Origin of the sequence: Paraburkholderia sp. CI3, assembly GCF_050436505.1 — a bacterium.
Classification (GTDB): Bacteria; Pseudomonadota; Gammaproteobacteria; order Burkholderiales; family Burkholderiaceae; genus Paraburkholderia; species Paraburkholderia tuberum.
Window position 1 is genome coordinate 1742505 of the sequence record NZ_JBNDMI010000003.1, and the last position, 25860, is coordinate 1768364.

General features: G+C 61.2%; 26 protein-coding genes and 4 pseudogenes. 12 read left to right on the forward strand and 18 right to left on the reverse strand.

Annotated features, from left to right (window positions below; genetic code table 11):
• Positions 1–96: 96 nt before the first annotated feature.
• Both OKW29_RS16665 and OKW29_RS16670 read left to right on the forward strand, forming a co-directional pair.
• On the forward strand, positions 97–1053 hold the full coding sequence (locus OKW29_RS16665) for a hypothetical protein (protein WP_429291814.1): 957 nt from the start codon (positions 97–99) through the stop codon (positions 1051–1053).
• Complete coding sequence (locus tag OKW29_RS16670; protein WP_429291815.1) at positions 1019–1933, forward strand: diguanylate cyclase; 915 nt, start codon at positions 1019–1021, stop codon at positions 1931–1933. The genes OKW29_RS16665 and OKW29_RS16670 overlap by 35 nt, the downstream gene beginning before the upstream one ends.
• 146 nt (positions 1934–2079) lie before the next feature.
• Here OKW29_RS16670 and OKW29_RS16675 read toward each other — a convergent pair.
• From OKW29_RS16675 to OKW29_RS16695, 5 genes and pseudogenes are all read right to left on the reverse strand, one after another.
• Positions 2080–2160: pseudogene (locus OKW29_RS16675) on the reverse strand (SDR family oxidoreductase); the annotation flags it as partial.
• 66 nt (positions 2161–2226) lie between these two features.
• Positions 2227–2478: a DUF1488 domain-containing protein gene (locus OKW29_RS16680; protein ID WP_018425166.1), complete on the reverse strand. Its 252-nt coding sequence runs from the start codon at positions 2476–2478 to the stop codon at positions 2227–2229.
• Positions 2479–2547: 69 nt separating this feature from the next.
• Positions 2548–2865 (reverse strand): hypothetical protein, encoded by a 318-nt coding sequence (locus OKW29_RS16685; protein WP_090807765.1) that lies wholly within the window; start codon positions 2863–2865, stop codon positions 2548–2550.
• 110 nt (positions 2866–2975) lie between these two features.
• The gene (locus OKW29_RS16690) at positions 2976–3113 is read right to left on the reverse strand and encodes a hypothetical protein (RefSeq protein ID WP_184061502.1); all 138 of its coding nucleotides are present in this window, start codon (positions 3111–3113) and stop codon (positions 2976–2978) included.
• 126 nt (positions 3114–3239) lie between these two features.
• Complete coding sequence (locus OKW29_RS16695; RefSeq protein ID WP_187611643.1) at positions 3240–3845, reverse strand: TetR/AcrR family transcriptional regulator; 606 nt, start codon at positions 3843–3845, stop codon at positions 3240–3242.
• Between the two features lie 130 nt (positions 3846–3975).
• On the opposite strand from OKW29_RS16695, the gene OKW29_RS16700 reads away from it, so the two are divergent.
• Together OKW29_RS16700 and OKW29_RS16705 are read left to right on the forward strand one after the other, a co-directional pair.
• On the forward strand, positions 3976–4899 hold the full coding sequence (locus OKW29_RS16700) for an NAD-dependent epimerase/dehydratase family protein (RefSeq protein WP_429291816.1): 924 nt from the start codon (positions 3976–3978) through the stop codon (positions 4897–4899).
• A gap of 2 nt (positions 4900–4901) precedes the next feature.
• The gene (locus OKW29_RS16705; protein ID WP_260330441.1) at positions 4902–5246 is read left to right on the forward strand and encodes a DoxX family protein; all 345 of its coding nucleotides are present in this window, start codon (positions 4902–4904) and stop codon (positions 5244–5246) included.
• 257 nt (positions 5247–5503) lie between these two features.
• Here OKW29_RS16705 and OKW29_RS16710 read toward each other — a convergent pair.
• Both OKW29_RS16710 and OKW29_RS16715 read right to left on the reverse strand, forming a co-directional pair.
• Positions 5504–5638, reverse strand: a pseudogene (locus OKW29_RS16710) (alkene reductase); the annotation flags it as partial.
• 30 nt (positions 5639–5668) lie between these two features.
• Positions 5669–6373: an SDR family oxidoreductase gene (locus tag OKW29_RS16715; protein WP_429291817.1), complete on the reverse strand. Its 705-nt coding sequence runs from the start codon at positions 6371–6373 to the stop codon at positions 5669–5671.
• 335 nt (positions 6374–6708) lie between these two features.
• On the opposite strand from OKW29_RS16715, the gene OKW29_RS16720 reads away from it, so the two are divergent.
• The gene (locus OKW29_RS16720) at positions 6709–7320 is read left to right on the forward strand and encodes a TetR family transcriptional regulator (RefSeq protein WP_429291818.1); all 612 of its coding nucleotides are present in this window, start codon (positions 6709–6711) and stop codon (positions 7318–7320) included.
• 249 nt (positions 7321–7569) lie between these two features.
• On the opposite strand, the gene OKW29_RS16725 is transcribed toward OKW29_RS16720, so the two are convergent.
• The 4 genes from OKW29_RS16725 to OKW29_RS16740 all read right to left on the reverse strand — a co-directional run bounded on the left by OKW29_RS16725 (position 7570) and on the right by OKW29_RS16740 (position 9562).
• Positions 7570–8286: an O-methyltransferase gene (locus tag OKW29_RS16725; RefSeq protein ID WP_429291819.1), complete on the reverse strand. Its 717-nt coding sequence runs from the start codon at positions 8284–8286 to the stop codon at positions 7570–7572.
• Positions 8287–8360: 74 nt separating this feature from the next.
• Positions 8361–8657 carry a 4Fe-4S dicluster domain-containing protein gene (locus OKW29_RS16730; RefSeq protein ID WP_184030156.1) on the reverse strand — a complete coding sequence of 99 codons (297 nt, stop codon included), beginning with the start codon at positions 8655–8657 and terminating at the stop codon, positions 8361–8363.
• Between the two features lie 2 nt (positions 8658–8659).
• Positions 8660–8968: a hypothetical protein gene (locus OKW29_RS16735; protein ID WP_184070297.1), complete on the reverse strand. Its 309-nt coding sequence runs from the start codon at positions 8966–8968 to the stop codon at positions 8660–8662.
• A gap of 12 nt (positions 8969–8980) precedes the next feature.
• Complete coding sequence (locus OKW29_RS16740) at positions 8981–9562, reverse strand: RNA polymerase sigma factor (protein ID WP_429291820.1); 582 nt, start codon at positions 9560–9562, stop codon at positions 8981–8983.
• Positions 9563–9867: 305 nt separating this feature from the next.
• Here OKW29_RS16740 and OKW29_RS16745 point away from each other — a divergent pair, with 305 nt between their 5' ends.
• Both OKW29_RS16745 and OKW29_RS16750 read left to right on the forward strand, forming a co-directional pair.
• On the forward strand, positions 9868–10605 hold the full coding sequence (locus OKW29_RS16745) for a transporter substrate-binding domain-containing protein (RefSeq protein ID WP_429291821.1): 738 nt from the start codon (positions 9868–9870) through the stop codon (positions 10603–10605).
• A 46-nt stretch (positions 10606–10651) separates the two neighbouring features.
• Positions 10652–10738: pseudogene (locus OKW29_RS16750) on the forward strand (VF_A0006 family four-cysteine protein); the annotation flags it as partial.
• Positions 10739–10888: 150 nt separating this feature from the next.
• Here OKW29_RS16750 and OKW29_RS16755 read toward each other — a convergent pair.
• Positions 10889–12091: a TIGR03118 family protein gene (locus tag OKW29_RS16755; RefSeq protein ID WP_429291822.1), complete on the reverse strand. Its 1203-nt coding sequence runs from the start codon at positions 12089–12091 to the stop codon at positions 10889–10891.
• Between the two features lie 261 nt (positions 12092–12352).
• On the opposite strand from OKW29_RS16755, the gene OKW29_RS16760 reads away from it, so the two are divergent.
• Positions 12353–12688 carry a hypothetical protein gene (locus OKW29_RS16760; RefSeq protein ID WP_187616104.1) on the forward strand — a complete coding sequence of 112 codons (336 nt, stop codon included), beginning with the start codon at positions 12353–12355 and terminating at the stop codon, positions 12686–12688.
• Positions 12689–13396: 708 nt separating this feature from the next.
• Here OKW29_RS16760 and OKW29_RS16765 read toward each other — a convergent pair.
• Positions 13397–14614 carry an FAD-dependent monooxygenase gene (locus OKW29_RS16765; RefSeq protein ID WP_429291823.1) on the reverse strand — a complete coding sequence of 406 codons (1218 nt, stop codon included), beginning with the start codon at positions 14612–14614 and terminating at the stop codon, positions 13397–13399.
• Positions 14615–14786: 172 nt separating this feature from the next.
• On the opposite strand from OKW29_RS16765, the gene OKW29_RS16770 reads away from it, so the two are divergent.
• Entirely contained in the window at positions 14787–15731 is a 945-nt protein-coding gene (locus OKW29_RS16770) for a LysR family transcriptional regulator (protein WP_429291824.1), read from the forward strand.
• Positions 15732–15767: 36 nt separating this feature from the next.
• Here the strand turns inward: OKW29_RS16770 and OKW29_RS16775 are convergent, their stop codons facing one another.
• Positions 15768–16385 (reverse strand): dihydrofolate reductase family protein, encoded by a 618-nt coding sequence (locus OKW29_RS16775; RefSeq protein WP_429291825.1) that lies wholly within the window; start codon positions 16383–16385, stop codon positions 15768–15770.
• A 420-nt stretch (positions 16386–16805) separates the two neighbouring features.
• Here OKW29_RS16775 and OKW29_RS16780 point away from each other — a divergent pair.
• Positions 16806–16958 (forward strand): annotated as a pseudogene (locus tag OKW29_RS16780) (EamA/RhaT family transporter); the annotation flags it as partial.
• 196 nt (positions 16959–17154) lie between these two features.
• On the opposite strand, the gene OKW29_RS16785 reads toward OKW29_RS16780, so the two are convergent.
• Positions 17155–18222 (reverse strand): rhodanese-like domain-containing protein, encoded by a 1068-nt coding sequence (locus OKW29_RS16785; RefSeq protein ID WP_090807797.1) that lies wholly within the window; start codon positions 18220–18222, stop codon positions 17155–17157.
• 57 nt (positions 18223–18279) lie between these two features.
• A complete protein-coding gene (locus tag OKW29_RS16790; protein WP_429291826.1) occupies positions 18280–18936 on the reverse strand; it encodes a peroxiredoxin in 657 nt (218 codons plus the stop codon).
• 915 nt (positions 18937–19851) lie between these two features.
• Here OKW29_RS16790 and OKW29_RS16795 point away from each other — a divergent pair.
• A complete protein-coding gene (locus OKW29_RS16795; RefSeq protein ID WP_187627232.1) occupies positions 19852–20133 on the forward strand; it encodes a DUF4148 domain-containing protein in 282 nt (93 codons plus the stop codon).
• A 516-nt stretch (positions 20134–20649) separates the two neighbouring features.
• Entirely contained in the window at positions 20650–22632 is a 1983-nt protein-coding gene (locus OKW29_RS16800; RefSeq protein ID WP_429291827.1) for a phosphatase PAP2 family protein, read from the forward strand.
• A gap of 328 nt (positions 22633–22960) precedes the next feature.
• Here the strand turns inward: OKW29_RS16800 and OKW29_RS16805 are convergent, their stop codons facing one another.
• Together OKW29_RS16805 and OKW29_RS16810 are read right to left on the reverse strand one after the other, a co-directional pair.
• The gene (locus tag OKW29_RS16805) at positions 22961–23836 is read right to left on the reverse strand and encodes an alpha/beta fold hydrolase (RefSeq protein ID WP_429291828.1); all 876 of its coding nucleotides are present in this window, start codon (positions 23834–23836) and stop codon (positions 22961–22963) included.
• Positions 23837–24891: 1055 nt separating this feature from the next.
• Positions 24892–25857, reverse strand: a complete 966-nt coding sequence (locus OKW29_RS16810) for a sterol desaturase family protein (RefSeq protein ID WP_187616111.1) — start codon at positions 25855–25857, stop codon at positions 24892–24894.
• Positions 25858–25860 lie beyond the last annotated feature (3 nt).

The window sequence follows — 25860 nt, forward strand, 5'->3', positions numbered from 1 at the left end:
TCGATTGCGAAAGGCGTGCGACCGACTTCAATCCTTCTCCTGTAAGTCCGGACGTCCTACTATGTACGATGGGATTCGCGCCGAAGGGTGAGAATCATGAAGCGTTCACTTAGCACGGCAATTCACTGGTCGGTCGACCATGTCACGGACAAGTCATGGCTTCGGCGGGCGTTACCTGTCCTGGCACTGCTGGTGGCGTTCGATATCGTGATGAACGCGTGGCAGTCATGGCATGACTTTCGTGCAAGCGACGCACTGGCGGCACAGCGGCTGGATGTGCAGACTGACCTGATCGCCGGACGTATTGCGGACCAGTTTCGTGACGTGAATGCGATGACGACCGCAATGGGGAATCTACTCGAGACGGGCACGCTTACGGACGCCGCACTGGTTAGCCTGACCGACGTTTTCGGGAATCCCCTGAGGCGCGTGCTAGTCGGCGTGTTCGATGCGTCAGATGGGCACCTGCTCGCCGGTTCCAGTCCCGGAATCATCAACGCTGTGCCACGAGTGGGCCCGTTTTTAGCGCGGGTTCGTGCTAACCCGTCAGCGGCGTTTCTCGTCCCCGTCGGCTGGGGAGAGCGTGGCGCGCTGGTGGTCGCGAAGGGACACCAGAATCGAAACGCCGAACTCGATGCGATCATCATCATGGTCGTCACCTTCCAACAACTTCTGCTCGATGGCGTGAACCTGGCGCCCGGCACCGCTGTGCTTTTACGGGATCACGAAAATCGCGTTGTCGTGAGGGCTCGACAGTCCCCAATGGTTTCGGTTGGGCAGTTTGTGGCAGATGAAGGTACGGCGCGAGCCGGACCGACGGCCACAACGGAATATGTGCATTCGCGGGTCGGCATCGACCGCCTGGTATCGACCCGCAAGATCGCGACAGGACTGACACCCGATTACTGGACGCTGGTTGTCGGCTATAGGATGACCGATTACCGCGCGAGCCTCTGGACGAGCCTTTACATCAACGTGGGGCGCGACTGCCGTCATGCTCATAATGCTGGCGGGTGGCATGTGGCTTATCAACCGCGAGCGCCAACTGCATGAGCGGGTCCAGAGGTTTGCGGGCACAGTGTCGACCATCGTCCAGCACATGCCGACGCCGGTCGCCGTAGTGGACCTTGACACACAAAAGATCCTTCTTGCGAATGAAGCGCTGCTTGCTGAATTCGGCGCAGTAGCCGGTGCAGGACAACCGTTTCCCAGACTCCTTGTCGATGCAGCGAACTGGCCGGAGATGTGCACGACCCCTATGGATGAGGGCGTTCCCATGCTTGCGCGTGACGGAACGCGGCACATGCTCCTGCGTTGCACCCAGCTTGAGAGTGTTGCGAGAGAAACCGCATCCGGGACGCTGTTGGTCACCCTCGTCGATGTCACCCATCAGCACCAATTGCTCAAGCAATTGCGAACTGAGGCCGACTTCGACGTGCTGACCGGACTCGCGAACCGCCGGTTTTTCGAGAAGGCTGCGCAAAAAGCTGTCGCGCATGCCCGGCAACAAAGCTGTCATCTGACGGTTCTCGCACTCGATCTGGACTTTTTCAAGCGGGTGAACGACAGCTACGGCCATGCCGCTGGAGATCGGGTTCTGCAGGTGGTAGCGCGGCTATTCGAAGGGGTATTGCGCGAGACTGATCTTGCCGCGCGGCTTGGCGGAGAAGAGTTCGCCGCGATCTTACTGGATTCCCCATTGGAACAGGCTCAGGCAGTCGCCGAGCGCATCCGTATCACTGTCCAGAACACACCGATCCTGCTCGAAGCCGGTCAGACAATCTCACAGACCGTAAGTATCGGTATCGCGGCCTACAGGGAGGGCGAAGCCGATCTGGTGCTGACGCAGAAGCGCGCCGATGCCGCCTTATACAGTGCCAAGGCCGAAGGTCGAAACCGCGTTCAAATCTATGTGTCTGAGGCCCCGGCATGATAGTCAGAGACCACGGATTCGCTCTTAAACTGACGTTGTCTCCGTACGTTGTAACCTGCGACGGCTCAACCCTTGATACCTGCCGTTGAACCTCGTACGGCTCGACCGGCAGCAGTGGGTCTCCGCAGATCGACTCGACGATCGTCGCCGGTGTCGGTGGGACCGGGCGCGACGGCATTGACGCGAACGCGCGCCGATGCGGCCTCGAGCGCAGCGGATTTCGTGATGATCCTCGGCGGATGCCTGCGCGCCCGATGCGGCGGGTGTGTCGCTCGCGGCCTGCCCAGGCTTCTTTAGTGCAGCGTGTAGAGAGTCTGCGGCCCCTCGGCATAGAGGGTCATGGCGACCTTCAGGATCTCATTGCGATTCCGGTCGAAGGAGGCCAGCACCTCGGCTTCGTCAGTACCGAGGGCGGAGTCGAAATGCTTCAGTACGCGGTCTTCCACAAAGAAGGTAATCTCGCGTGCTTTGTCGTATCCCCAGAACCACACGCCATGCCTGATCCCATCATAGCTGCGGCTGGGGTTGGAAAAACTGAGTGCCATGTGTCGTCCTTCGTTCTACGCCTCAGATGGACCGGGTTGCACGCTCACTACCTGCGCGGCGCGCTCCCGCTAGTGCGGATCGCCTTTCATGCTTTCGGCTTCCATCGCGGCATGCAATTCCTCATACGCCTCGATTGGTTCCATGTCCTGATCGACGAACGCGGCTGCGCGCTCAGCGGCGCTCGACGCGTCGCCCGGGATATCGCTCTCGCTGTCGTCTTCGGTACTTGGTGGCAGCAGCATGTCCTCAAGCATCCCGCGCAGCTCGGGAGTATTCCATGGCTTGCCCAGCTTGGCCTTCCTGTTCAGGTAGTGACGAATTTCCGAGTCTTGCTCGGCCGTGAGCGGAAGCCCACGAAAAGTGGGGTCCGAGTGGTGATGGATCATGATGCGCCTCCCGAAGCGGTTTGCGCCTTCAATGTGGAGATATCAATTTACTGCGGTGAACGTTACAAGTTGCATGGGATCGCTGTGCCGCGTGTCCGCGGCCAACCGATTTACGTCTTCTTCTTGGCGACACCTTCGTTCGCAACCCGCGAACGAACCGTGCTGAACGGCTTCGCCGGCACTGACGGCTTCGCGGGTTGCTTGGGCTTTTTCGCTTCGCGAGTGCTGCGCAATTGACTCTTGGCCATGGTGTTGCTCCTGGTACGTTGCGTGACAAGGTGGTATTCCCAGCATACGCGCTTAGTCTGGTTGCGGCGTCAAAATGAACTGATGTGGAGTGTCGCTACGCGGAAAACTGACAGGGTTGGCCCATTTTAGCGAAGTGCAGCCGACACCGCCTCGTCAATCTGCAGCGCAAAGCGCGCTTCAACATCGGGCACCGTGTAGCCAATTGACAGTTCCAGATACGCGTCGCCTAGCACCAACTGAACGAATGTCGCTGCCCGCAATACAGCAGTCGATTCGTCAAATCGCTTTCGCAGAATTTTTGCCGCGAAGGCACGCACGACCTTTGCGCCATTTTCGTAAAACACTTGGCCGAGTTCCGGAAGACGCTCGGCCTCAGCGACGATGGCCCGGTAAAGCCGCAGGTAATCCGGCACGATAAGGCTTCGTGCCACCAACCACCCCAACTCGTGCAACTCGACTTCGGGTGATCCATCGGATTGCTCGTCCTGAGCCCCGGCAAGAAGTCCACCCACCTGAGCGCACATCGAGCTCACCAGACCAACGAAGAGCGCCTCCTTCGACTTGAAGTGGCGGTAGACCGTCTGTTTGCCGACGCCAGCGGCCGCGGCGACATCGTCCATTGTTGCCAGGCCGAAACCTTGGCTTAAAAAAACGGTTCTCGCGCCTTCGAGGATGGCGGACCGCTTACGGCGTTGCAGCGGGCTCAGGTCGGGGAGAGAGGGTGTGTTCATCCCAGATAAATAACAGATCGCCGAGTAGTTGACAAGACTGGTCAGTCTCGTTTAGATTTGTCAAAACGAGACCGGCAAGTCTCGTTCGTGTGACTTATCAACTTCGCAGGCAATCATCGAGGAGAGCGCTATGGAACTGTTCATGACAGGTGGTACTGGCTACATCGGGCAAGCGGTCGCGCGCAAGGCGATCAGCCGCGGCCATCAGGTGACGGCGCTGGTGCGCCAGGACAGGTCGGCTGCTGCCAACGCGCTGGCAGATCTCGGCGTGAGACTGCATTCCGGCGACCTGCGTGAGCCACAGACTTTCGCTGCGACCGCCGGGGCCGCCGAGGGCGTGGTGCACATGGCGTCGACCAATGATGCTTCCGCCGGTGCCGTTGATGAGGCTGCGGCTGTAGCGATGCTTTCGCATTTGCAGCCGGGCGCGGCGTTTGTCTATACGTCGGGCACCTGGGTCTACGGCAATACGGAGGGGGAGCCCGCGACTGAAGCTTCGGCGCTGAACCCGACACCACTCATCGCCTGGCGGCCCGCAGTGGAGCAACATGTGCGGGCGCTAGCGGCGAGCCGCTCGATTGCCGCAGTGATTCTGAGGCCGGGGATGGTGCACGGCTACGGCGGTGGCGTCTTCGGCATGCTTGCCGGGATGGTCCGTCAGACCGGCAGTGTGAGGGTCGTCGGCGATGGTCGCGATCACTGGCCTGCCGTTCATGTCGACGATCTCGCCACGGCTTACCTGAGCGCGGTGGAGCAGGCGGCAAGCGGGGACGGTCGGGTCACGGGACAGATCTTCAACGTGGTCGCGGAAGATGCCGTTGCCGTTGCCGAAATGGGTGAAGCGATTCGCGCCTCGGTCGGCGCCGATCGCGTCGAACTCTGGTCGCTCGACGATGCTCGCAAATCGCTTGGACTGTTCGCTGACGCACTGGCGCTCGACCAGACAGTAAGCGGCCAGCATGCCCGCCGAGTTTTCGCGTGGGAGCCCCATGGCCCCGGCCTGATTGCGGACCTCTCTGCACAAAAACACTTTCAGCAAATCAAAGGAGCATGACGATGGCGTGGAACAGTGCGTCTTTAGAATCGATCCTCGCGACGATCGTAGCGGTTCTGTTCGCGGTTGCTGGGGTGGTCAATCTCGCAAGACCCGGCGCGGTGAAGCGCGACTTCGCGCGCTGGGGTTATCCGGCATGGTTTCAGTGGCTCTGTGGCGCTCTCGAGTTGTTGAGTGCGGCACTTCTTGCTGGACGACAAACCAGAGTCTTAGGCCTAACGCTGGCCGGTGCGATCATGATCGGTGCGCTCTTCACGTTGCTACGAAATCGGGAACCGTTCCGGCATCTCGCCCCGGCGTTGATCTTCTCGGCTCTCATTGTGGTAACTGTGGCGGTCCGCGGTTGAGGCTTCCTTGCCACCAGGCGAGTGAGCCTGGGACGCTAACAGGCCGTGCGGGCAATCCGTGCTGCAGGTACTTGAAATACGCATACGGATAGCTGCATTGGAGCAACTCCAGTTTGATCACGTGCGTCATGCGTCCGCTTTTTGTAGCGATGGCTGGGCGCTCCGGGTCGCCTGCCGCAGATCGCCGCTTTACGTGCCACGGGAAACGGTCCCTCATGCATGGGGCAGCGCGCGGCCACTACCGGCCATTCGTGGCGCATATCCCCGGCGTGGAAGATGGGATCGGAGACTCGCCCGACGTGCCAGAGCTGGGAGACGATCAGACCGCCGGCTGCGTGAACCGCAGAGGTCACCTCCTTCCAGCCCGCGACCTGCTTTTCCGTCCAGATGCCCGCGCGCGACGAGCGGGCGCTCCGGCGCCTTCAGTGCGGCGCCGGAGCGTCGAGATAGACGCCTGCCGACAACCCGGCCTTCACCTGCCGCGTGAACTCGTCGGTGGACACTTCCTCCGCCCCTGCCTCGATCGCGTCGTATGCCTGACGCACGACGTCGGCCGGCGTCGCCTTCGGCACTTCCAGCCCGCGCGTCAGATCCGTATCGATAAAACCGGCATGCAGCCCGACCACCTGCGTGTGCTGCTCGCGCAGCGAGTGACGCAGGCCGTTGGTCACCGCCCACGCGGCCGACTTCGACACGCCATAAGCCGCGAGAATCGGCCGGTTTATCCAGCTCGCAACAGACAGAACGTTCAGGATCGCGCCGCCGCCGTTGCCGGCAAGGTGGCCCGCGAACGCCTGCGACATCGACAGCATCCCGAACACGTTGGTGTCGAAGTGATCGCGTAACGCGTCGAGTGCGCCGTCGTCCGTCAGACTGCCGAGCCGCGCGATGCCCGCGTTGTTGATCAGAAGCGTGACGTCGCCCGCCGCGTCGGCGGCAGCGGCCACGGCCGCCGGATCGGTCACGTCAAGCTTCACGGGCACGACGCCCGGCAGCGTTACGCTGGCCGGCTCGCGCGCGCCCGCATAGACCTTGCGCGCTCCTCTTTCGAGCGCCTGCTTCGCGAACTCGAGGCCAAGCCCGCGGTTCGCACCCGTCACGAAAACAACAGCACCTTCGATCTTCATATCTCATCCTTTCGCATGATGAATCGCATGGGCGCCGGTTCGCAGCGCGCGTGAAATCCGGAGAAAACAAACCCGCCCTTGCGTACCGAACCGTTGCGCCGCCGAACGGCGCCAACGTCCACCGCCCGCCGGCATCAAAGAACCGCGATGAACTTGGACTGCCATCCGTGCCACGCCGGCGTTGCTTCGCGTTGTGCGCGAAAGTCGGCTACACTCGTGACAATGTCGATCACCATCGTCTTACGGCGCATTGTGTCGACGTAATTACGGCATGTCAATGATGATCGACATTGTGTTTTTTAATCGACGCGATCGCTTGTATAAGGGAGAAATCGATGGGGGTGTCACGACAGCAGGCCGCCGAGAACCGCAGCGCGATTGTCGCGGCCGCCGAGCGGCTGTTCCGGGTACGCGGAGTCGATGCCGTGGGGCTGACGGAGTTGATGAAGGAAGCCGGTTTTAGCCAGGGCGGCTTCTACAACCACTTCAAGTCGAAGGATGCGCTGGTCAGCGCGGTCATGGAAAAGGCGATGCAAGACTACGCGGATTCGCCAAACGGCGGCAGCCTGGGGAAGCAGGCGGCACGCTACCTGTCCGCCTCGCACCGCGACAACGTCGAAGCAGGGTGCCCGCTGTCCGGCTTCGCTGGCGACGCTCCGCGGATGACCGACGCGGCGCGTGCGTCCTACGCGCGCGGCCTCGCCGCATATCTCGACCGGCTTGCAGCCATGATCGCCACGGAAGGCGCGACGACGGAACAAACCCGTCGCGATGCGATTGCAGCGTTCAGTCAGATGGTCGGGGCGCTCGTGCTGTCGCGTGCGATCGCAGGCGCCGATCCGGCCTTCGCGGACGAACTCCTCGACGCGGGGCGGCGCACGCTCGTCGACGCGCTCGACGACCCGGTCACGCCGGACAGCGGGCGCCGCAGCAGGTCGGATGGCTGATACGCCGCCTGCGGCCCCGGGGGCCCTGCGTGGGAATGCGTAGGTCGGCGGGGGCAGCACGACTTGCGCGCAGTCTGTCCACAGGCGCAGCGCAGGCCATTCCGCCATCGTGCTGTCCGGACTTAACGAGGAGTTGCTATGACATTTAGCGCATCCGCCCCGGATGGTCGACAAGACATCGCATCGCCGAACCTTCCAGATTGAATGGCACATGAACCGGATTCTGGACGGCGTCCACTCTTCGTCAGCCTATGACACGACGACTGTAAATTCGACCCCTGATTCAAAGTCCAGCGTCGTGGTCGAAAAGCGCGGATCGCCGTCGAGGTAGTGCTTGTATGGCCGAACGGCGTCCTCGGCGGTGTACATGTTGTCGGCGAGAACGATAGATCCCGGGCGTAGCAGGCGCTCAATCTGCTTGAACAGATTCAGATAGGTGTTGGCCCAGACGTCGATAAACACCATGTCGAAAGTGCCGTCCAGTTCGGAAACGGTCTGGAAGACGTCGCCCTCCCGCAGGTCAACATAAGCGTCTACGCCCGCCGTTCTGACGTGGGCCCGAAGTTGTGCGCACTTAACAGCATCGAGTTCAGTCGCTACAACCGTCCCACTGCCTAACGTGCGAAGGGCCTCGGCGAAATACAGCGTGGACACGCCGCAGGAACTGCCGAGCTCGAGGATTCGAGCTGGTCTGTGCGAAAGCACCATGTTGCGTAAGAACCGTCCCGTTTCCGCTGACACGGCTAACGATAGAGGAGTGCCTTGCGAGGATTCGAAATCTTCGCTCGATAGCCCGAGCGTTTCGAGAAACCGTCCACGGAGTCGAGGTACGAGCGTTTCGTATTCCTCCGCGAGAGTCAGAAACTCCTCGCTCGATCCCTGAAATTGCGCCTGTGCGCGGGCTATCACTTCTGTCTGGCTCTGTTCGTGAAGCTGTCGCAGAAGATCCGTGGTTGATGAAGCCATGTGCGCTCCTTGAGGAGATCGATAATACTGACCACTGCGCCAGGCGGCCTGCGCTGTTCTTAAAACGCGTAACGCTATGCCGTTCTGGCGAGCTTGATCGCGCGTTCAGGGCACGCCGTCACACAAAGACCGCACGACCGGCAGGCGTACGCGTTCGGTGTGTAGGCGACTTTCATTCCATGCACGCGTAGCTTGAGGCGGTGCATCAAATCGAGGCTGAGATAATCGACGTCATCGATGCGCCGGATCTCAAACACATTCTCAGGGCAGACCTCCAGGCAATCGCCCTTGCCTTCGCAACGTTTCAGGTCGACGACTGGCGCAATCACGCCCGGCTTCTGTTTGCAGTCGTACGTTGATTTCTCGCGCATGTTCAATCTCCCGCGCGCCGGTCGCGGCCCGATCGCCATGCCGTCTGGAAATGCTCCCGTTCTTCGGGCGTCATCGCTTCCCATTTGCGCCAGTGACGCCGTTCGCGCCAGCCGCCGTGTCCGCGGAATCCGCCAAACAGGATGCGGCTCAAAACCAGCAAGCCCAACGCATGCGCGAAGTCGATCGCACGGGCGCCAACGAATAGCGCCGGAATCACCCAATTCCATAGCGTCATGACCACCCATCCGAGCACGGCTATGGCGACCACCACCAGCAGCGCTTTGCCCACACATCTGATTCGAAACTTCATCCCTCGACTCCTCTATATATCCAGTTCGTCATAAATGGCCTGCAGTCGGGCGCGCAAATGCAAGACCGCGTAGCGTTTGCGCGCGAGCAGCGTATTGAGCGCGACGCCGCTTTCCGCCGCCATGTCTTTGAAGGGCCGCCCCTCCAGCTCGTGCGCGATAAATACCTCACGTTGATTCGGCGGCAACTCGTCGAGCGCATCCTGCAAGGCCTTGAGCAATACAGCGCGAGCGTAAAGCGCTTCGGGGCCTGCATCGTGCGCCGGTAACGTGAGGTCGAGGCGATACTCACCGCTGGCGTCGTCCTCGGCCTCCGACAGATCGGTCAGCGGTTGCTCCTTCTTCTTGCGAAAACGATCGATGATGCGATTGCGCGCCGCACGAAATAGCCACGCGCTCGCCTGTTCGATCGGAGCGGGAAGCCGGTAAGCCTGCACGAATTCGTGGAACACATCCTGCAGGATGTCCTCGGCATCATCCGGGTCGCGTATTCGACGCCGGATAAAATTGACGAGCCTCGTGCGCTCACGCACCACGGTCGCGGTGATGTCGCTGTCTCGGTCGGTCATCGGGTGCGAGGTGGGTGGCGGTTCCATGCGCCTGAAGACGTTTCAGGAGCGCGAATATTGTGGTGAGCGCGAAAAATCTTTCCTTGAGCAACTGCCGGTTCGCTTGAGGCAGTGCGTGACAGGGTTGTGACCATTGATTGACCGGAAGACGTGGGTGCGTTTCCGTAGCGATGCCGCGCAATCCAACCAACGTCCATAAGACCGACACCCGATCCAGGCATAACCGCGTTCGTTTCAGAGAGAGCCGCCGCAACGACAACCGCGCATGTAAGTAGAATCGTCAACATTCGGCCCGGCATTTGATGGCCGTTCCCAATTGGCGAGACACAGCGATGAAGGTAACGATTGCGTACATCGAAGAACCCCCGTTCGGTTGGACGGAAGCAGATGGTACCGCCACGGGCGCTGACATCGATCTGGCCGACGCGGTTCTTCGGGCGGTCGGCGTAGCCCGGATCGAGCATCATCTGACGTCGTTTAGTGAACTCCTGCCTGGCGTTGAAGCAGGCAGGTGGGATATGAACGTTCCGCTGTTCGTCACACGCGAACGCACCAATATGGTCGCGTTCAGCGTCCCGGTATGGGGGATCGCAGACGGTTTTCTGGTTCGGACTGGAAACCCGAAAGCGCTCGACAGCTACGTGTCGCTTGCCAAACGCGCTGATGCGCGCCTTGGCATCATAGCCGGACAGGTGCAGCACGACTCAGCGAAAGCGTCTGGCGTAAGCGAGGACCAAATAGTCGTCTTCGAGCATCAGGCCGACGCTGTCGAAGCGGTTCTCTCTGGCGCCGTCGATGCGTATGCGAGCACGGCCTTGGGGAATCGGATCATTGCGAACCGGATCGGAGGCTCAATGCTCGAGGCTATCGAGCACGAACCGGGAACGAAGGGCAAGCAGCAGAAGCCTCCGCTCGGGGCATTCTCGTTCAATAGAAGTAACAGCGATCTGATCCAGGCGGTAAACACAGCCCTTCGTTCATATCTGGGCTCGCCAGATCATCGTGCTCGCATGGCGGAATTCGGCCTGACAAACAACGAGATCGGTCCCGCTCTCGCGGGTCGAGTATAAGACGGGCGTGGGCCACGTGCTGCACCGAACCGCAAAATGCTACGATTGCCCGCTGCAGAATGTGCAATGCGTGCGAGGGGCATTTGCAGTTCAGCAGATATTGCGGGCATGCCGGCGTCAGAATCAGATGTGAGTCAGGGCAGTCAGGACCTGACATCGCTGGTACTCAACCACGCGTGGATGTGATGATCATCACACGCACTGCTCAAGCACACATCGCCCCGCATAAGCAATACCGCCGTTCTCGCATCGAGAGCGGCGCTTCTCAATTGCGCGCTTAGCGCTACATTCCAATGCTCATCCCGCCGCCCGCGCTTGTGCCGGTGTTCGTACCCGTGTTCGTACCTGAGCTCGACGTCGTATTCAGATCGATTCTTCCGTAGACGCCATTGGCTTCGTCATTCGGCCCCGCCGCGAAGAAGAGCGTGCTGGAAGGCTGATTGCTGAGATCGTTGCCGAACGCGATGCCCCACACGCCCTGCTCGACGATCGGACTGCCGTTCGGTCCACTGATCTGTCCCATCGACTGACCGCTCGACGCGTTGAACGCACTGATCATGCCATCGCCGAAATTGCCGATCAGAATTGCGCCGCTTATCGAGCCGAAGTTACCGGGCGCTTGCGCAATGCCCCACGGCGCGTTCAACGGACCGCCTGTCGCGAAGCGTTGCTTCAGGTTGCCCGCGGTGTCGTACACATCGACCATGCCGAGCCCCGCGCCCGGGACATCGTCGTGTTTGGCTGCGTCTTGCATCGCGTAGGTGACGAACAGATTCGAGCCGATCGCCTGAATGCCGAACGGCGCGAAGCCGGCTGGAATCGCCGGGTCCGTGAAGGCGCCGGGCATCGCGACCTTCGTGAACGAGGTATCGAAGACGTCGATCTTGTTGTTATGGAAGTCCGTCGCGTAAAGGAAGTTGCCGTTGTTCATCGCGGCGAGCGCGAGACCCTTGTAGACGGCGCCGCCCGTACCGTCGTCGTACATGACGAACGCATTGGTCGGCCCTACGGCGGGCGCCCACGCGGTGATGGTGCCGCCTTCGCCCGTGAAGATGAACGCAGCGACTCCAGACTTGCCGTTTTCCGTAACGGGGAAGCTTTGTGTTCCATTGAAAACGATGCCCGTGGGCGATGCGGAGCCGTTCTTGCCGTCGGGTATCGTGACGACCAGCGATTGCGGCATGCCATTGCCGTCATAGAGCGTCGCGACGTTGGTGCCGTTGTCCGCGACCCAGACGAAACCTTTGGGATTGAAGGCGACGCCCCAAGGGTTTTTCAGATTAGCGTCGGTGTGTGCTGCGGGCACCGCGCCATCGGATACGAGGGCCGTCGCTGCGAATGACGACTGGACGGATGGGCTCGCGCTGCTCGAACTCGCGCCACCGCCGCCACCGCCACCGCCACCGCCACCGCCGCCGCATGACATCAGAGTCGCGACGGCCGCGCTGCATGCAACGACGCCGAATAGAGCGAGTAGAGACTTCATGACCGCACTCCTTGTTCTGCCCAAAGGACTTAACGGTCAATGAACGAGAACGGCGCGGGGTTTATTCCGGCGGAGAGGGGCTTATTTCGCGGCAGATCTCGTGCGATCCAATGGCTGGAGTCGCCCCACGACCGCCACTTCGTGCGCCGCCGATCGCTTCGCTGCCTACAAAAGCACGCGGCACGCTGTTTGCGACATTGCTGTAGCGCGGGCGGGAACCGTCTGCGTCTATCTTCCAGTCCAATTAAGGAAGGGCGGATCATGAGCAAGGCAACCATCACACTAGTCGCGGCCGTCGCCGCACTCTCGCTGTCGGGCGGCGCTTATGCGCAGGCGGCCGGAGGTCAGAGTGGCAGCGGTTCGACCGGTACAGCCGGCAGCACGGCTAGTCCGTCGAACCAGATGAACGGCGCAACGACGGGCGGCTACGGCATGCCAGGCACCACCAACTCGGACAGCGGCATGGGCGCCAAGGCACCGAACTCGGGCCTGCCGAGCAGCAATAGCAGCTCGACGTCTGACACCACCGCCGCTCCCAAGAGCAACAATACGCTGGCGACCCCGAGCGTGGTGTCGCCAGCCGCTACCGGCCATTGACAGCTGGTAGAAATGACCGTCAGCCGTGAATCAGCGCAAGCACAAAGGGCTGCGATCGCAGCGACATAGGTGCAATTGCCACCGGCGCGCAGTTTCCCGGATATCAGGCGCTAGCTAATACGACCGATCTACGCGGTTCCATGCTGTCGCTATTCGACATTTCTCCATCGGGAATTACGCGCCGGGTTTCCAGGCAACGCATGGCCGTCACACGCGAACCCATTTTTCACAATATCGATGCCAGTTTGGGCAATCGAAGCAAAAGTCCAGCAAGCAGATAGCACAACGCGCAAGCGACGCTACCCTGACCGCGAACCTCAGCAGAGGAGCTGCGGGTACGTTTCTCCACGCCAACGCGACGGCAACCAGAACGGGCGGAGGGATAACGTAGATCGTGTAGGCACGTCGCGACAGCGGCTGCCACGCGCTAACGAGTCTGTCGAAGCGTCGCTGGAAATTGCTTGTGAGAAATAAAATCGTTCCCCGCGCGACAAACGGCTCCCAGAACGCGTAGGCGATTGCCAGCGGACGACCGCGCAATTCAGGAAGGTATGCGCCAAGAAAGTAGACGAGCGGCAATATAGGTAACGTGATCAGAGTGACGCGCCACTCGGTCAATGGGTTGCATGTGACGCGTAGTGGCTGGAGAGAGGCGCCTGGCATGAGCATGCGGCCCACCGCCTCCCTATTGAAGCCTCATGGAGAGGCTCAAAGCCACGTGCCGCCTTGTCGCGCGCTCGGCTCTTGCGCAAGCGCATCGAAATCGTGAATCCAGTCGAGGTGATGCAGCATACTGTCGCGCGCCCCTAGCCGCGCGTTGCGTTCCTGCGCGGCGGGGCCGTCCGGCAGATGCAACACGTCCGCGGTGCTGATCGACGCGTACTGCACCTTGCGCGTGCGGCCCCGGCGCAGACGCTCGTAGGCTTCCTGCGCTTCCCGCCACTTACCCGGGCCCGCCTTGGCGAGTTGCGCGGCCAGCACCACGGCATCCTCGATCGACTGGTTGGCGCCCTGGCCGTGATGCGGCACGAGCGCATGCGCGGCATCGCCGATCAGCGTCACGCGGCCCTTGCTCCAGCGGCCAAGCGGCGGACGGTGAAACAGGCCCCAGCGCTGACTGATCTGCACGGCCGTGATCATCTGCACGACGGCCGGATGCCAGTCCTTGAACAGGCGCAGCTGCTCGCCTTCGGTCGACGGCATGACCCAGTCGCGCGACGGCCACGGCGACGGATGACGCTCGACCAGCAGGAAGTTCTGATCGCCCTTGTCGCCGATCGGATAATGCAGCAGATGGCCGCTGGGCCCGACCCAGAACTGGATCGTCTCCGGATCGGGCAACAGGTCCATGCGCTCGGCCGGCACGATGCCACGAAAGCCCGAGCAACCGGAATACAGCACGTCGTCGTAGCCGAGCATCCAGCGTCGCGTAATCGAGCGTGCGCCGTCGGCGCCGATCACGAGATCGGCATCGATGCGCCGACCGTTGTCGAACGCGAGACTCACGCGATCGGGATGCTGCACGAGATCGACCAGGCGATGGCTGAGCTCGATGTGCTCGAGACCAACCGCCTTCGACAGCACCGCCTGCAGATCGGCGCGATGAACGCCCCAGTAGGAGCCACCGAACTGCTCGCGATAGCTGGGCATGCCGCGATGATGTCCAATGACGCTGCCGCTGCGGCCATCACGATAAATGAGCCCGGGTACTTCGGCGCACACGTTTTCGAACGCGGAGCGTAGCCCCATGCGCTCGTAAAAGCGCGTCGCGTTGGCCGACAGTGCGACGGCCGCGCCCACTTCGCGCAACTCATCGGTCTGCTCGTAGAGTTGCGCATCGATGCCATGTTCGCGTAGTGCGAGCGCCAGCGTAAGGCCGCCGATGCCGGCGCCGACGATCGCGATGCTCAGATCCATCCGGTTCATGATTGTGTCTCCGATATGCGGGTTTATCGATTCGGGCCACTCTGGAACGCGCGCCCGGCGCGTCGCATGCGGATACCGTGTTGGTATTTTCAGCACTAGACGATCATTGCTCAATAAGATGAAATGAATCTACTTCATCACTGAAATGAATGACCTTAGGTCATGCGAGACCATGGAACTGAGCGATCTCGATCTCAACCTGCTGCTGCTGTTCCAGCGGCTGATGCAGGAGCGGCGCGTGGCGAGCGTCGCCGAGCAAATGAACATGAGCCAGCCGGGCGTCAGCAATGCGCTCGCGAAGCTGCGCCGCCTGCTCGGTGATCCGCTGTTCGTGCGGGCGCCGGGTGGCGTGGTGCCTACCCCGTTCGCGCTGCGTCTCGCGGAACCGGTCTCGCAGGCGCTCGCCACCTTGCACGCCGCGCTCAATCCGGTGACGGGCTTCGATCCGCTGCGCGAGATCCGTACGATGACGATCGGTATGACCGACATCGGCGAAGTCGTGTTTTTGCCCGCATTGCTGGAACGATTGTCGCGCGTCGCGCCAGGCATCGCGATGAATACGGTGCGCAATACGAGCGTCAATCTGAGCCACGAAATGGCCGACGGCCGGGTCGACCTGGCGATCGGTCTGTTGCCGCAGTTGAAGGGTGGTTTCTATCAGCGGCGTCTGTTCGATCAGCGCTACGTCTGTCTGTTCAGGCGCGCTCACCCACTCGAAGACGCGCCGCTCACGCTTTCCGCGTGGCGCGAAGCCGAGCATCTGGTGGTGGTGTCGGCCGGCACCGGCCACGGTCAAGTGGACGAGTGGCTGAAACGGCGCGGCGTGCGGCGTCAGGTGCGACTGACGGTACCGCACTTCATGAGCGTCGGCTACATCCTGCAACGTACCGACCTGATCGCCACGGTGCCCGAGCGCCTCGCTCTGGAGTTGGCCACGCCGTTCTCGCTCAGCCTGCGCGCGCTGCCGATGACGCTGCCCGCCGCGCCGATCCATTTGTTGTGGCACGAGCGCGTCCATCAGGATGAAGGCAATCGCTGGCTGCGCGAGGTCGTGATCGACCTGTTCGCCGATACCGTGGCGCGTGGCAGGCGAGCGCGGGACGTGAGGAAGAAATAGGCCTTCGTTTGTAAGCGTCGATCGGAAGCTTCGCGCTTACTCGAACGTTCCGGTTCGGACTTCGCCGTTGCGGGTGTAGCGCGTGATCAGCACGCCGCCGGGGGTGCTCGTCGCGTGTGCCAGCGTGAAGGCGGACGTTTGCGCGTCGTTGCCGAACAGGCGTTTGCCGTGCCCGAGGATGACGGGATAAATCAGGAGTTGGAGTTCATCCACGAGGCCCGCCGCCAGCAGTTGGCGCACCATGTCGCCGCTGCCGAACGTCAATAGATCGGCACCGTCCTGAAGTTTCAGCGCGCGTATCGCGTCGGCAAGGTCGCCCTTCAGCGCATGACTGTTGTGCCAACCGAGCGTATCGGATCGATGCGTGGCCACGTGCTTGCGGACCTGATTGAACTGGTCGGCCATGTCGCGGTTGCGTGAATCGGCCGGTACATATGGCCAATAAGACGCGAATATGTCGTACGTGCAACGCCCTGGCAGCAACTCGAACGGCTGCGCGAGCAGATGATGCACACTTGCGCCGACCGCTTCGTCGGCGTAAGGGACGATCCACCCACCCAAACGAAAATCACCACTGGCATCCTCCTCGGGCGCGCCGGGGGATTGAGCGACGCCATCCAGACTGAGGAACATGGAAACGATGTGCTTGCGCATGATGTGCTTCTGGGCGATGAACCTGATCGGTTCCATCTGTACGACGAACGAGTCGCGTGCGGATCGACAATCGGCGTCCGCACCGGGTGAAGCCGCGCGAGCGAGCATCGCGCGGTCGGCGCACAATGACTGGACCCACGGGTGCCTGCGCCGCAGGTGTGAAGGTGCGCACCACTCGCCAGCGCATGGTCGGAAGATCGCCCGACACAGTGATGCGGACATAGCAGCCGGCGTAACGTCCGGTCGCCCGTGGCATTTCGTTCGATGGCCGATGGGTCTCAGCGGCCGTATTTGGTGTGCCCGTGCGACGCGTGGCAAGACGCGAAGCAGCCGCATCCGCCTGCGTTTCATTAACCCCGTTGCGCTTCACCCTTGAAACCGCCCGGAAAGCACATTTCGCACAGCATGGACGTCATGGTCATGACGGGTTATCAACTCGGGTTTGGCGGCGCCGCTCTTCTTGCGGCGGGCTATGCGACCGGTGGTTCGTTGCACGCGTTCACGCTGGGATCGATGGCATTGCTGGCCTATCTCGCTTTGCTGTCCGCAGTGGCCTTCACCTTGTGGAGTCTTCTGCTGAAATATAACGACGTTGGCAAAGTTACCGTTTTCAATTTCCTGGTGCTCGTATGCGGGGGATCTGGCTGGTCACGCGGCCGGCGCAACGGAGCGCTGGCTATTCGAAGGCTGGCGCGGCTTTGGGGCAAGGTCGAGGCTGTCGCCAAGGCCAAGGCTGAGCTTGTGGGGGTTCCGAAGCGCCGATTCCCCCTCAAACACTATCCGACGCAACCGGCAACCCCTCCGTCCTCCACCGCAGCATCCCACCGGCAAGATTCGCCACCTTGCCGAACCCCGCCTTCGTCAGCAGCACGCTTGCCTGCGCCGAGCGCACGCCGGACCGGCACACCGCGACCACCGGCCGCTCGCGCTCCAGTTCATCGAGCCGCCCTGTCAATTGCGACAGCGGCACCAGCTTCGCGCCCGGCAGATGACCCAAACGATCGATGAACTCGGGCGCCTCGCGCACATCGACGATCTGAAACGCGGCGCCATGCTCGAGCAGCGCCATCGGCTCGATTTCCCACACGCCGCTAAAGCGCAGCGTCAACGGTGCCCAATCCGGCGTTTCGGTCGCAACTTCGGCGCCGCCTTCCGGCTGCCCGCAACGCATGTTTGCGGGCACCGCGACCGCCATCTGCTTCGGATGCGGCAAATTCAGGTTGTTCATGTACCCGGCGAAATCGCCGACGTCGACGTCGCCGCCCAGACGCGGATTGAAGCGCCGCTCCTCGGTCACGCTCGTCACCGTGATGCCGCGATAATCGTGCGCGGGATAGAGGAGGCAGTCGTCCGGCAGTGACAGGATCTGCTCGCGCACGGACGCGAACAACTGCTGCGGACTGCCCTGCTGGAAATCGGTGCGGCCACAGCCGCGAATCAGCAGGCTGTCGCCGGTAAAGGCCATGCTCAGATCGTCGAGCACGTAGGTCAGGCAGCCGTTCGTATGGCCAGGCGTCGCGCGCACGGTCAGATGACGCGTGCCGAAGTCGATCCGATCGCCATGCGCGAGCGCTCGCGTGACGCCTTTCGCCTCGACGACCCCGGCAAGCCCGATCTCGCTGCCGCAACGCAAACGCATGCGCCATGCGCCGGTTACGTGATCAGCGTGCACGTGGGTATCGAGCGTCGTGAGCAGCCATAGGCCCAGCTCGCGCAGCAGCGCCTGATCGCGCGGCACCTGCTCGTAGACGGGGTCGATGAGCACTGCCTCGCCGCTGTCGCCGAGTAAGTACGTGTAGGTCGACGAAGCAGGATCGAACAGCTGACGAAAAATCATCTGTATCCCTCAGGAAGGTCGGCGAGGCGGCCGCACGCGGCCGCCGTGCCACATCTGTCAACCCGGTTGCCTGGTGGTGCGCAGATACGGTTTGATGGTCTTGAAACCAGGGAAAATCTGCTGCGCCTCTTCGTTGCTGACCGCGGACGTGATGATCACGTCTTCGCCCTGCTTCCAGTTGACCGGCGTCGCGACCTTGTGTTTGGCGGTCAGTTGGATCGAATCGAGCACGCGCAGGATTTCGTCGAAGTTGCGGCCGGTGCTCATCGGGTAGGTCAGCGTCAGCTTGATCTTCTTGTCGGGACCGATGATGAAAACCGAGCGCACGGTCGCGTTGGTCGCGGCGGTGCGGCCCTCGCTGGTATCGCCCGCGTCGGCCGGCAGCATGTTGTACAGCTTGGCGATCGCGAGGTCGGTGTCGCCGATCATCGGGTATTTGACGGCGGCGCCCTGCGTTTCCTCGATGTCCGCGGCCCATTTTTCGTGGTCTTCGACCGGATCGACCGACAACCCGATCACCTTCGCGTTGCGCCTGGTGAACTCCGGCTCGATCTTCGCCATGTAGCCCAGTTCAGTCGTGCAAACCGGCGTGAAGTCTTTCGGATGAGAGAACAGGACCGCCCATTGGTCGCCGATCCAGTCGTGGAAATCGATGGTGCCCTGCGTGGTCCGCGCGCTGAAGTTGGGCGCGGTGTCATTGATACGAAGTGACATATTGCCGTCCTGTGAAGTCGTGGTTAAGCGGAAGACCCGAGCCAGGCCTGTCTGCAACGGTCCAACACGAGCCCGGTTAATCTCGGGGATTGAAAATCACCAACGCTCACAACGATAGACGAAGCTTTCGCGGCGCATACACGCGCGGCAAGTAGGGCGTCGCCGTGCAGAAGAAGCTCGAGATCGTCGCCTGTCGGGCGAATACGAGCATTGCCGCATCGCGCAGTGAGGTTTCAAATATAGCGCGTTACGCACAAGCCATGCTGACACCCATCGAAGTCAGTCCGGCTGGCCACTTCGAAACGGCTTAGGGGAATGACGTTTACCGGTAAATCATGGGCATTCGACTCGCCGGCGTGTGTTCGATAGCGCACAGATTTACCGACCCTGATTTGATCAGACCGTTCGGTCGTCCAATGCCGGGCGCTAATGCGTGGTGCCCGGCATGGCCGTCTCGTCGTCCACGCCATGCGAGCAAGCGCGAGGCGCGTCGGAGCGTGCGGTACTGAAGCGCTTGCAACAAACGCAGCCTCCGTCCGCTCGAAACACATCTGCTGAATGCTCGCCATGATGGCCCGGTTTGACGGCGCAGTGCGGATATTCGCGATTGCGGCGGGTCAGTCCGCAGCGCCTGGCGAGTCAGGCGAACCCGGTTCGTCAAAGAGACTGCCAAATCGCCTTTATCGATAAACGGTCGGAACATGGCTCGCGGACGCCGCGCATTTTTCGGGAACGGGATAAGCGGCTTTTAAGGTTGCAGGGCGTACCGTCATATCCACGCACTGAATACCGGGCACCCCGTCGAACGCTATCTGTTTGCGGTCCACCTCAGCGTGAAGAACGACTCGCTTTCCATGCAGTTAGCGTGGTCCATTCGATCCATCGAAATTTGCCTATTCACCAAGGAGCCAACTTATGAAAGCACTTATCGCTCATGCGATCCTTGCAACCACAATCGCCATTCCAGCGCTCTCGTCGGCGCAGCCCCTCACTCGCTCCGAGGTGGAAGCGAACGTCATACAGGCCGAACAGAACGGCACGCTCCATCAGTCGAAAGTGCACTATCCGGACGAGAGCAGCCCGCGGCAGGCACACGCGAATAACGACTACGGTTCAGGGCCGGTAGTGAATTCGCAATCCGGACATCGCCTTTCCTTCGCAACGCCCTCAGATAACGCGCTTTTCTCGCATCACTGAAGTGCTGGTGAGCGTTCGACATTCCATACGAGCGCGTTTCGGTACTTCCACACGCCTAACTTCCGGTTCTCATGCGGACGTCGCGCGTCCGATCCAACGTCGATATGAAAAAGCTAGTGCGCTCGATTGACTTCATTCTGTTGACCGCCGCGTCGGTGGGCCTCGTCATGTTTGTCGTCTGGCGAGTGGCGACGGTAAAGGGGTGGTTTTAGGCTCACGCGAAACGGTTGTCCGTTAAAGGATCGCCCTGTGGTTGCCGTTCCGAATCGACATTGCACCAATACCTCGCGGAATGAAACCTTTCGCATGCTTCGCGAATGTGGATGAGCCGCAATCAAATACTAAGGAGTTCTGCGTTCACACGTCTGCGACGCATGTGCAGCTTCCACCACCAGGTCTTCCGGGATACCTGCGAATCGCGCCACGATATCCGATACCGCGTAATCAGTCGCAACAATGCCGTAATAATTCACCCGCACAATCCGACGCCACCAACAACCACAAGAAAGTCTCGTGATGCCACATTTTCGCGTCCCTCTCCCGCTGCGCCTCACGGTGCTCGCAAGCGTGGCGGTACTAGCCGCGTGCGGTGGTAGCAATGATTCTTCTACGCCGAGCGCCTCGAACACTTCGTCGACGACGGCGACGGCCTCGATCCCGGCGCCCCCAGCCGACCCCGGTTTTGTCGACAACGCCGCAATCCCCGACGTACCCGCGTTCGTCGACACGATTGCGACTAACCAGCGCGGCGATGCGCGATATGCGACGCTCGCCACGAATGCGGGCGTGCGTGTCGTCTCGCGATTCCTCGACATCTGGCAACCGTTGACCGAGATCGTCGATGCGGGTGTCTCCGCGCCCGCCAATGGTTCCTTTCCGGCTGTCGTGCAGTCCACGTGGACAGGACTACCCAATGACGGTACGCCGGGTGGGGCTGTCGTGAACAGTGCCGTCCATGCCGCAAACATTCAATTCGTGGTCGCCGAGACGACCAACCGAACTCCGGCACAGGCCGACGCAGCCTACTACGACGACCGGCGCGGCAAAGGTTATAGCGTGACCGATGGCATGGGACCGCTCACCAATGCGTGGCGCGCGGCGGCGCAGCAGGTAACGACCATCACGTCGATTCCGGCGGATGCGACGACCGTTCTGTACAACGACAACGGCAACAACATCGGCGTCGGCAGCAGTGGCGGCAACACCAGTTTCGGCCAGGTTGTCGACCTGCTCAACATCATGGGCAACAACGCGTCCACCGAGCCGGCCAAGCGCTTCTACAAATACGCGCGGCCATACCGCTGGAGCACGAGTGTCGTGGTAGATCCGACTCTGGTGCCTGCCGAGAGCACCACGCCTTCGACCGATGGCGGATTTATCAGCGGTCACGAGGCGGAGGCCATGCGCGACGCGATGACGATGGCCTACGTGCTGCCGGAGCGGTTCCAGGAGATGGCGAGCCGCGGCCTCGAACTTGGCGAAAACCGCATTTTCGCCGGTATGCACTCGCCGCTCGACGTCATTGCTGGTCGAATGTTTGCACTTGCGGCGACTGCTGCGAATCTTTCCGATCCGAGCAACGCCACGTTGAAGAGCGCCGCATTTAGCCAGGCGCACGCGGCCCTGATGCAGTCGACGAATACCACTTCGACGAGCTTCGCCGCTTTCGCCCACTCCGGCACGGCAGCGACGGACCGCTTCGCCGACTACGCGACGAACAAAGCGGACTTCACTCGCCGTATGACGTTCGGCTTTGCTCCGATCGAATCGACCAATGCGCCTCCCGTTGTGCCGAAGGGTGCGGAGGTGTTACTGGAGACGCGCTTTCCGTATCTGAGCGCTGAGCAGCGCCGCGTGGTGCTCAAAACGACCGAGCTTCCTTCCGGCTATCCGGTCATGGACGATGCGGAAGGATGGGGCCGCCTCAACATGTTTGCAGCCGGGGACGGATATGGTGCGTTCCATGGCAGCGTCATCGTTTCGATGGATGCGTCCCAGGGCGGATTCAACGCGTCGGATTTGTGGCGCAACGACATTGCCGGCGCAGGGAAGTTGACGCTGCAGGGTAGCGGAACATTGAAGCTCGGCGGCAACAACACCTGGTCGGGCGGCTCCCAGGTAAGCGGCGGCGTGCTCGAGGCCGATTCTCCGAATGCGTTCGGCACGGGCGACGTGTATGTGGGTGCGGGTGGCATCACCATCGCAGCGGCGTCGCCCGTGTCCATCGTCGGCAAGTACACGCAGCTCGCCGGCACGACACTCGAACTCGACATTGACGGTAAAGGCGCCGGCCAACTGCACGTTGGTAATCAGCTGACCATCGCCGGCGGCACGCTACACGTGAAGTTCGTGAGCGGCTATGCGCCCAAGGTCGGCGACACCATCGATCTGATCGATGGCAACGGGGCGACGAAGCAGTTCACGACGATCACGGTCGACGGCCACAAGGCGACGCCGGTCTACTCGTCGACCGGCGTGTCGGTGCACATCGATTCGTAGTCCGGCCATATTTGGCTATGCGTCGCCCGGATAACCCGCTGTCTGTAATGCGGATGATTGATGCCCGGCCGGATCGCGATGCGCGTCATCCATGAGGTGCGCACCGCGCTCGACAGCGCGCTCCCCATCCCTGCGGGTTTCGAAATGCGCTGCGAAGAGATCCGTGCACACTTGCGGCTGCAAGTACTTTCGCGAGCGGCGACACGCGCTCCGGGATGCCTGGCGATGTGTGCAGCGCGATGGAGTTCCAGGCATCGTCCTGTGCGTGACACTTGATAGAGGAAGCATTCCAGAGCGTCTGGCTATGACCGTCTGTGTCGTTGATCGTCTAAAGCGGCGATTCCTTCGTCAAAAACCGCCTGATGGCAATGGAGACGATTTCTGGAAACTCTTCGTGAATCGCGAGCTTGCCCTTCATGACCCATTCAACCTGAACATTTGGCAATTGTCCTAACGCCTCCATTTCGACACGCGATTTCGGCGGCGTCTGATCGCCGTAGATCACGAGGATCGGAATGTTGGCTCGGCGCGCAAGATCAAGGAACGCCGCACGGTTGGCGACCCGGTCTAGCGCACCGGTCACAAAGCGTACCGAACTGTGCCGGGCTCCGGGTGCACGGGTGACGGCGAGTTTGGCCGCGAGACGATCGCCGCCAAGCCAGTCAGGATCGCTGTAAACGTGTTCTCTCGCCATCATGGTGATGACATGGCGGCTGACGTTGAGCCGGTAGAGAAGCGGGCCAGCGAGGGGGTGATCAATGGCAGAGCGCACACGGGAGAACCAGGCCCGCTGGCCACCCATCATCGTCGGCAACGGGCCGCGCCACGTCGGTGCGATGAGGACCAGGCGATCAACCGTATCTGAGCGCGAGACGGCCTGGTAAAGCGCATAGGTGGCTGCATGTCCGGCCGCCACAATGGCGTGCGGTGGTGCCACGATGTCGCTTAGAAACCAGTTAAGAAACTCCGAGAGAAGCTCCGGCGACCATTCTTCCTTTGGCCGCGCCTGATCGCCGAACCCCGGCCAATCAACCGTCGTCACGTGAAACTGAGGCGCGAGCAAGTCGAGCAGCGGGCGCATCTCCAGGCGCGTGGAAATCGTACTCAGGGCCGGCAGGAGGACGACCGAAGCGCCGCTACCGGCCTCATCCACGTCCAGCGCGATCTCTCCACTGTCCCATTGGCAGCGAATCGTCTTCGTCATTGCCTTTCCAATTTGACCTTCATACGAATCACGCAGTAGATATTGATGACCAGTTCAATTAGAGGCCGGTCTCCGGCCATGTATGGATGCGTTTTTCGTGCTGTGGAGTTGACCCGCTTTCGTGGACACCTATCCTTTGGAACAGGAGGTGTCCATCATGGGAAACTTACCGCAGTGGCAGAAACGGGTCCGGGCGCGGCCGATCGCGTCGGACGGGTGTCGGCTAGTTTGAGACGTCTAACGGCATTACCCGAGCGACCGCTGACTCCGCGAACGCGGCCATTCAAGTGACAGACGTTGTCATCGAGATTGCGGCACTCACGGCCATACCGTAACTGTCATCGCCAACCAGATTTAGCAGGTACGTCACTGCGTCACCTGCGCTGCCCGTTCTAACACTACGGCTGCCTTGTGCCTCCGGTGATCGCGCCTGAACACCAGGGAAAGGAAGTCGAAGCGTCGGGCTGCCAGCCGCGAGGGCGTTGCTCTGTAGCTCCACACGCCCGACGTTTGCATCGCGGGACTGCCTGGAAATCAAATGCGCCACGCCTGTCTTTGACGTTTAGCCTTCGGAGACGCGTCGTAGCAGATACACGACAATCACTGCGGAACCGCTGACAAAGATTGCCAGCCCGATCGCTTTACGCGCGAGCGTGCGAACGCGCGCGCGGGGCGTGTAACGCACAAACCAGGAACTGGTTCTGCGCAACATCATTCACTCCATGGGCGCCTTGACGGGCGCGTCGCGTCGGGGAGAGACAGCCCCCTATGTTGCCGGAGCGCAGGCCGTATCCCGACGTGTATTTGCCCTGATCTTTGCTTGACAGTCTTTACCACTTCGAACTCTTTGAACTGAGGATAGCTGGATAGAGCGGATAGATGCCGGTATCCGGGCATTCTGAAACCGGCAACTGCAATTATCGCACCTCAGGTTCAAAGGCACAGAGCAGATGCTTTACGGTCTGCTGACAGGGTCTTTGCACCAGCCGGTCCGGATCAAATCCAGGCGCACATGAACCGGCCCGTTTGGGCATTGGCGCAATGCAGGGATGTTCTCAGGAGGAACTGCGGCGAGCCTTTGCCGGTTGCCGCCACTGTTCAAGGAAAAACTGCAAGCCGCCCAGTTGCTGTGCGATGTAGCCGCCCGTGGCCATCGATTCCGGTGCGCGCCGGTCGCCTGTAGGCGGGTACTCGGCGGAGAAGTCCGCTGTACCAAACACGATGTCCCAGATCGGGAAGACGGCGCCGTAGTTACACGAATTGCGGCCGGCCGCGCGCAGGCCATGATGCAACCGGTGAAAGCGTGGCGAGACGATCAACCGGTCCCCGAGCCAACCGAACGAAAGCTTGATATTGGCGTGGCTCAGGCTTTCGATGAAGCGCATGAACAGAAACAGCAGCGGAAACTGCAGCGGCGGAATACCGATCGCGAGGCCGACGATGCCGAACCAGATTGCGGCGACCAGGTCGTCAAGCAGATGGTTGCGGTCGTCCGACCAGAAACTCATCTGTCGCTGCGCATGATGCAACGCATGCAGTGCGTACCAGCTACGGTATGAGTGCGACAGGCGGTGACGCCAGTAATCGGCACAGTCCAGAATCAGCGCGTACGCGATGAAGGTAATGACCGGATGTCCGAGAAGCGGCGGTATCAACGTCTCAAGCGTTGGCGGTATGTAGCCGTGATCGACCACGAAGCCGTTCACCCACACCTGCACCTGGTAGAACAGCAGGAAACTGACGACAGGCAACACCCCGACGCGGTTGAGGATCGTATAGAACGCGTCGGTTACGACGGCTTTGCGGTCATCCCAGCGTTCGATCGGAAAGAGTGCTTCGAGCGGCCAGCAGACCGCATACGTGACGATAACCGCGAAGAGGCCATAGACGCAGATCAGCGCCCAGTCGAAGGAAAGCTCTTCCCATTGCATCCAGCCGAAGTGATACAGCAACGGCAGAACGAGATACTGGTCGATTTCACCGGCCAGCATATTGAAGAATCTGTCGAGAAATATCAGCATGAT

Coding starts and splice junctions, on each gene's coding strand:
- OKW29_RS16665 (WP_429291814.1), top strand. CDS start 97: ATGAAGCGTTCACTTAGCACGGCAATTCACTGGTCGGTCGACCATGTC.
- OKW29_RS16670 (WP_429291815.1), top strand. CDS start 1,019: ATGTGGCTTATCAACCGCGAGCGCCAACTGCATGAGCGGGTCCAGAGG.
- OKW29_RS16680 (WP_018425166.1), bottom strand. CDS start 2,478: ATGGCACTCAGTTTTTCCAACCCCAGCCGCAGCTATGATGGGATCAGG.
- OKW29_RS16685 (WP_090807765.1), bottom strand. CDS start 2,865: ATGATCCATCACCACTCGGACCCCACTTTTCGTGGGCTTCCGCTCACG.
- OKW29_RS16690 (WP_184061502.1), bottom strand. CDS start 3,113: ATGGCCAAGAGTCAATTGCGCAGCACTCGCGAAGCGAAAAAGCCCAAG.
- OKW29_RS16695 (WP_187611643.1), bottom strand. CDS start 3,845: ATGAACACACCCTCTCTCCCCGACCTGAGCCCGCTGCAACGCCGTAAG.
- OKW29_RS16700 (WP_429291816.1), top strand. CDS start 3,976: ATGGAACTGTTCATGACAGGTGGTACTGGCTACATCGGGCAAGCGGTC.
- OKW29_RS16705 (WP_260330441.1), top strand. CDS start 4,902: ATGGCGTGGAACAGTGCGTCTTTAGAATCGATCCTCGCGACGATCGTA.
- OKW29_RS16715 (WP_429291817.1), bottom strand. CDS start 6,373: ATGAAGATCGAAGGTGCTGTTGTTTTCGTGACGGGTGCGAACCGCGGG.
- OKW29_RS16720 (WP_429291818.1), top strand. CDS start 6,709: ATGGGGGTGTCACGACAGCAGGCCGCCGAGAACCGCAGCGCGATTGTC.
- OKW29_RS16725 (WP_429291819.1), bottom strand. CDS start 8,286: ATGGCTTCATCAACCACGGATCTTCTGCGACAGCTTCACGAACAGAGC.
- OKW29_RS16730 (WP_184030156.1), bottom strand. CDS start 8,657: ATGCGCGAGAAATCAACGTACGACTGCAAACAGAAGCCGGGCGTGATT.
- OKW29_RS16735 (WP_184070297.1), bottom strand. CDS start 8,968: ATGAAGTTTCGAATCAGATGTGTGGGCAAAGCGCTGCTGGTGGTGGTC.
- OKW29_RS16740 (WP_429291820.1), bottom strand. CDS start 9,562: ATGGAACCGCCACCCACCTCGCACCCGATGACCGACCGAGACAGCGAC.
- OKW29_RS16745 (WP_429291821.1), top strand. CDS start 9,868: ATGAAGGTAACGATTGCGTACATCGAAGAACCCCCGTTCGGTTGGACG.
- OKW29_RS16755 (WP_429291822.1), bottom strand. CDS start 12,091: ATGAAGTCTCTACTCGCTCTATTCGGCGTCGTTGCATGCAGCGCGGCC.
- OKW29_RS16760 (WP_187616104.1), top strand. CDS start 12,353: ATGAGCAAGGCAACCATCACACTAGTCGCGGCCGTCGCCGCACTCTCG.
- OKW29_RS16765 (WP_429291823.1), bottom strand. CDS start 14,614: ATGAACCGGATGGATCTGAGCATCGCGATCGTCGGCGCCGGCATCGGC.
- OKW29_RS16770 (WP_429291824.1), top strand. CDS start 14,787: ATGGAACTGAGCGATCTCGATCTCAACCTGCTGCTGCTGTTCCAGCGG.
- OKW29_RS16775 (WP_429291825.1), bottom strand. CDS start 16,385: ATGCGCAAGCACATCGTTTCCATGTTCCTCAGTCTGGATGGCGTCGCT.
- OKW29_RS16785 (WP_090807797.1), bottom strand. CDS start 18,222: ATGATTTTTCGTCAGCTGTTCGATCCTGCTTCGTCGACCTACACGTAC.
- OKW29_RS16790 (WP_429291826.1), bottom strand. CDS start 18,936: ATGTCACTTCGTATCAATGACACCGCGCCCAACTTCAGCGCGCGGACC.
- OKW29_RS16795 (WP_187627232.1), top strand. CDS start 19,852: ATGAAAGCACTTATCGCTCATGCGATCCTTGCAACCACAATCGCCATT.
- OKW29_RS16800 (WP_429291827.1), top strand. CDS start 20,650: ATGCCACATTTTCGCGTCCCTCTCCCGCTGCGCCTCACGGTGCTCGCA.
- OKW29_RS16805 (WP_429291828.1), bottom strand. CDS start 23,836: ATGACGAAGACGATTCGCTGCCAATGGGACAGTGGAGAGATCGCGCTG.
- OKW29_RS16810 (WP_187616111.1), bottom strand. CDS start 25,857: ATGCTGATATTTCTCGACAGATTCTTCAATATGCTGGCCGGTGAAATC.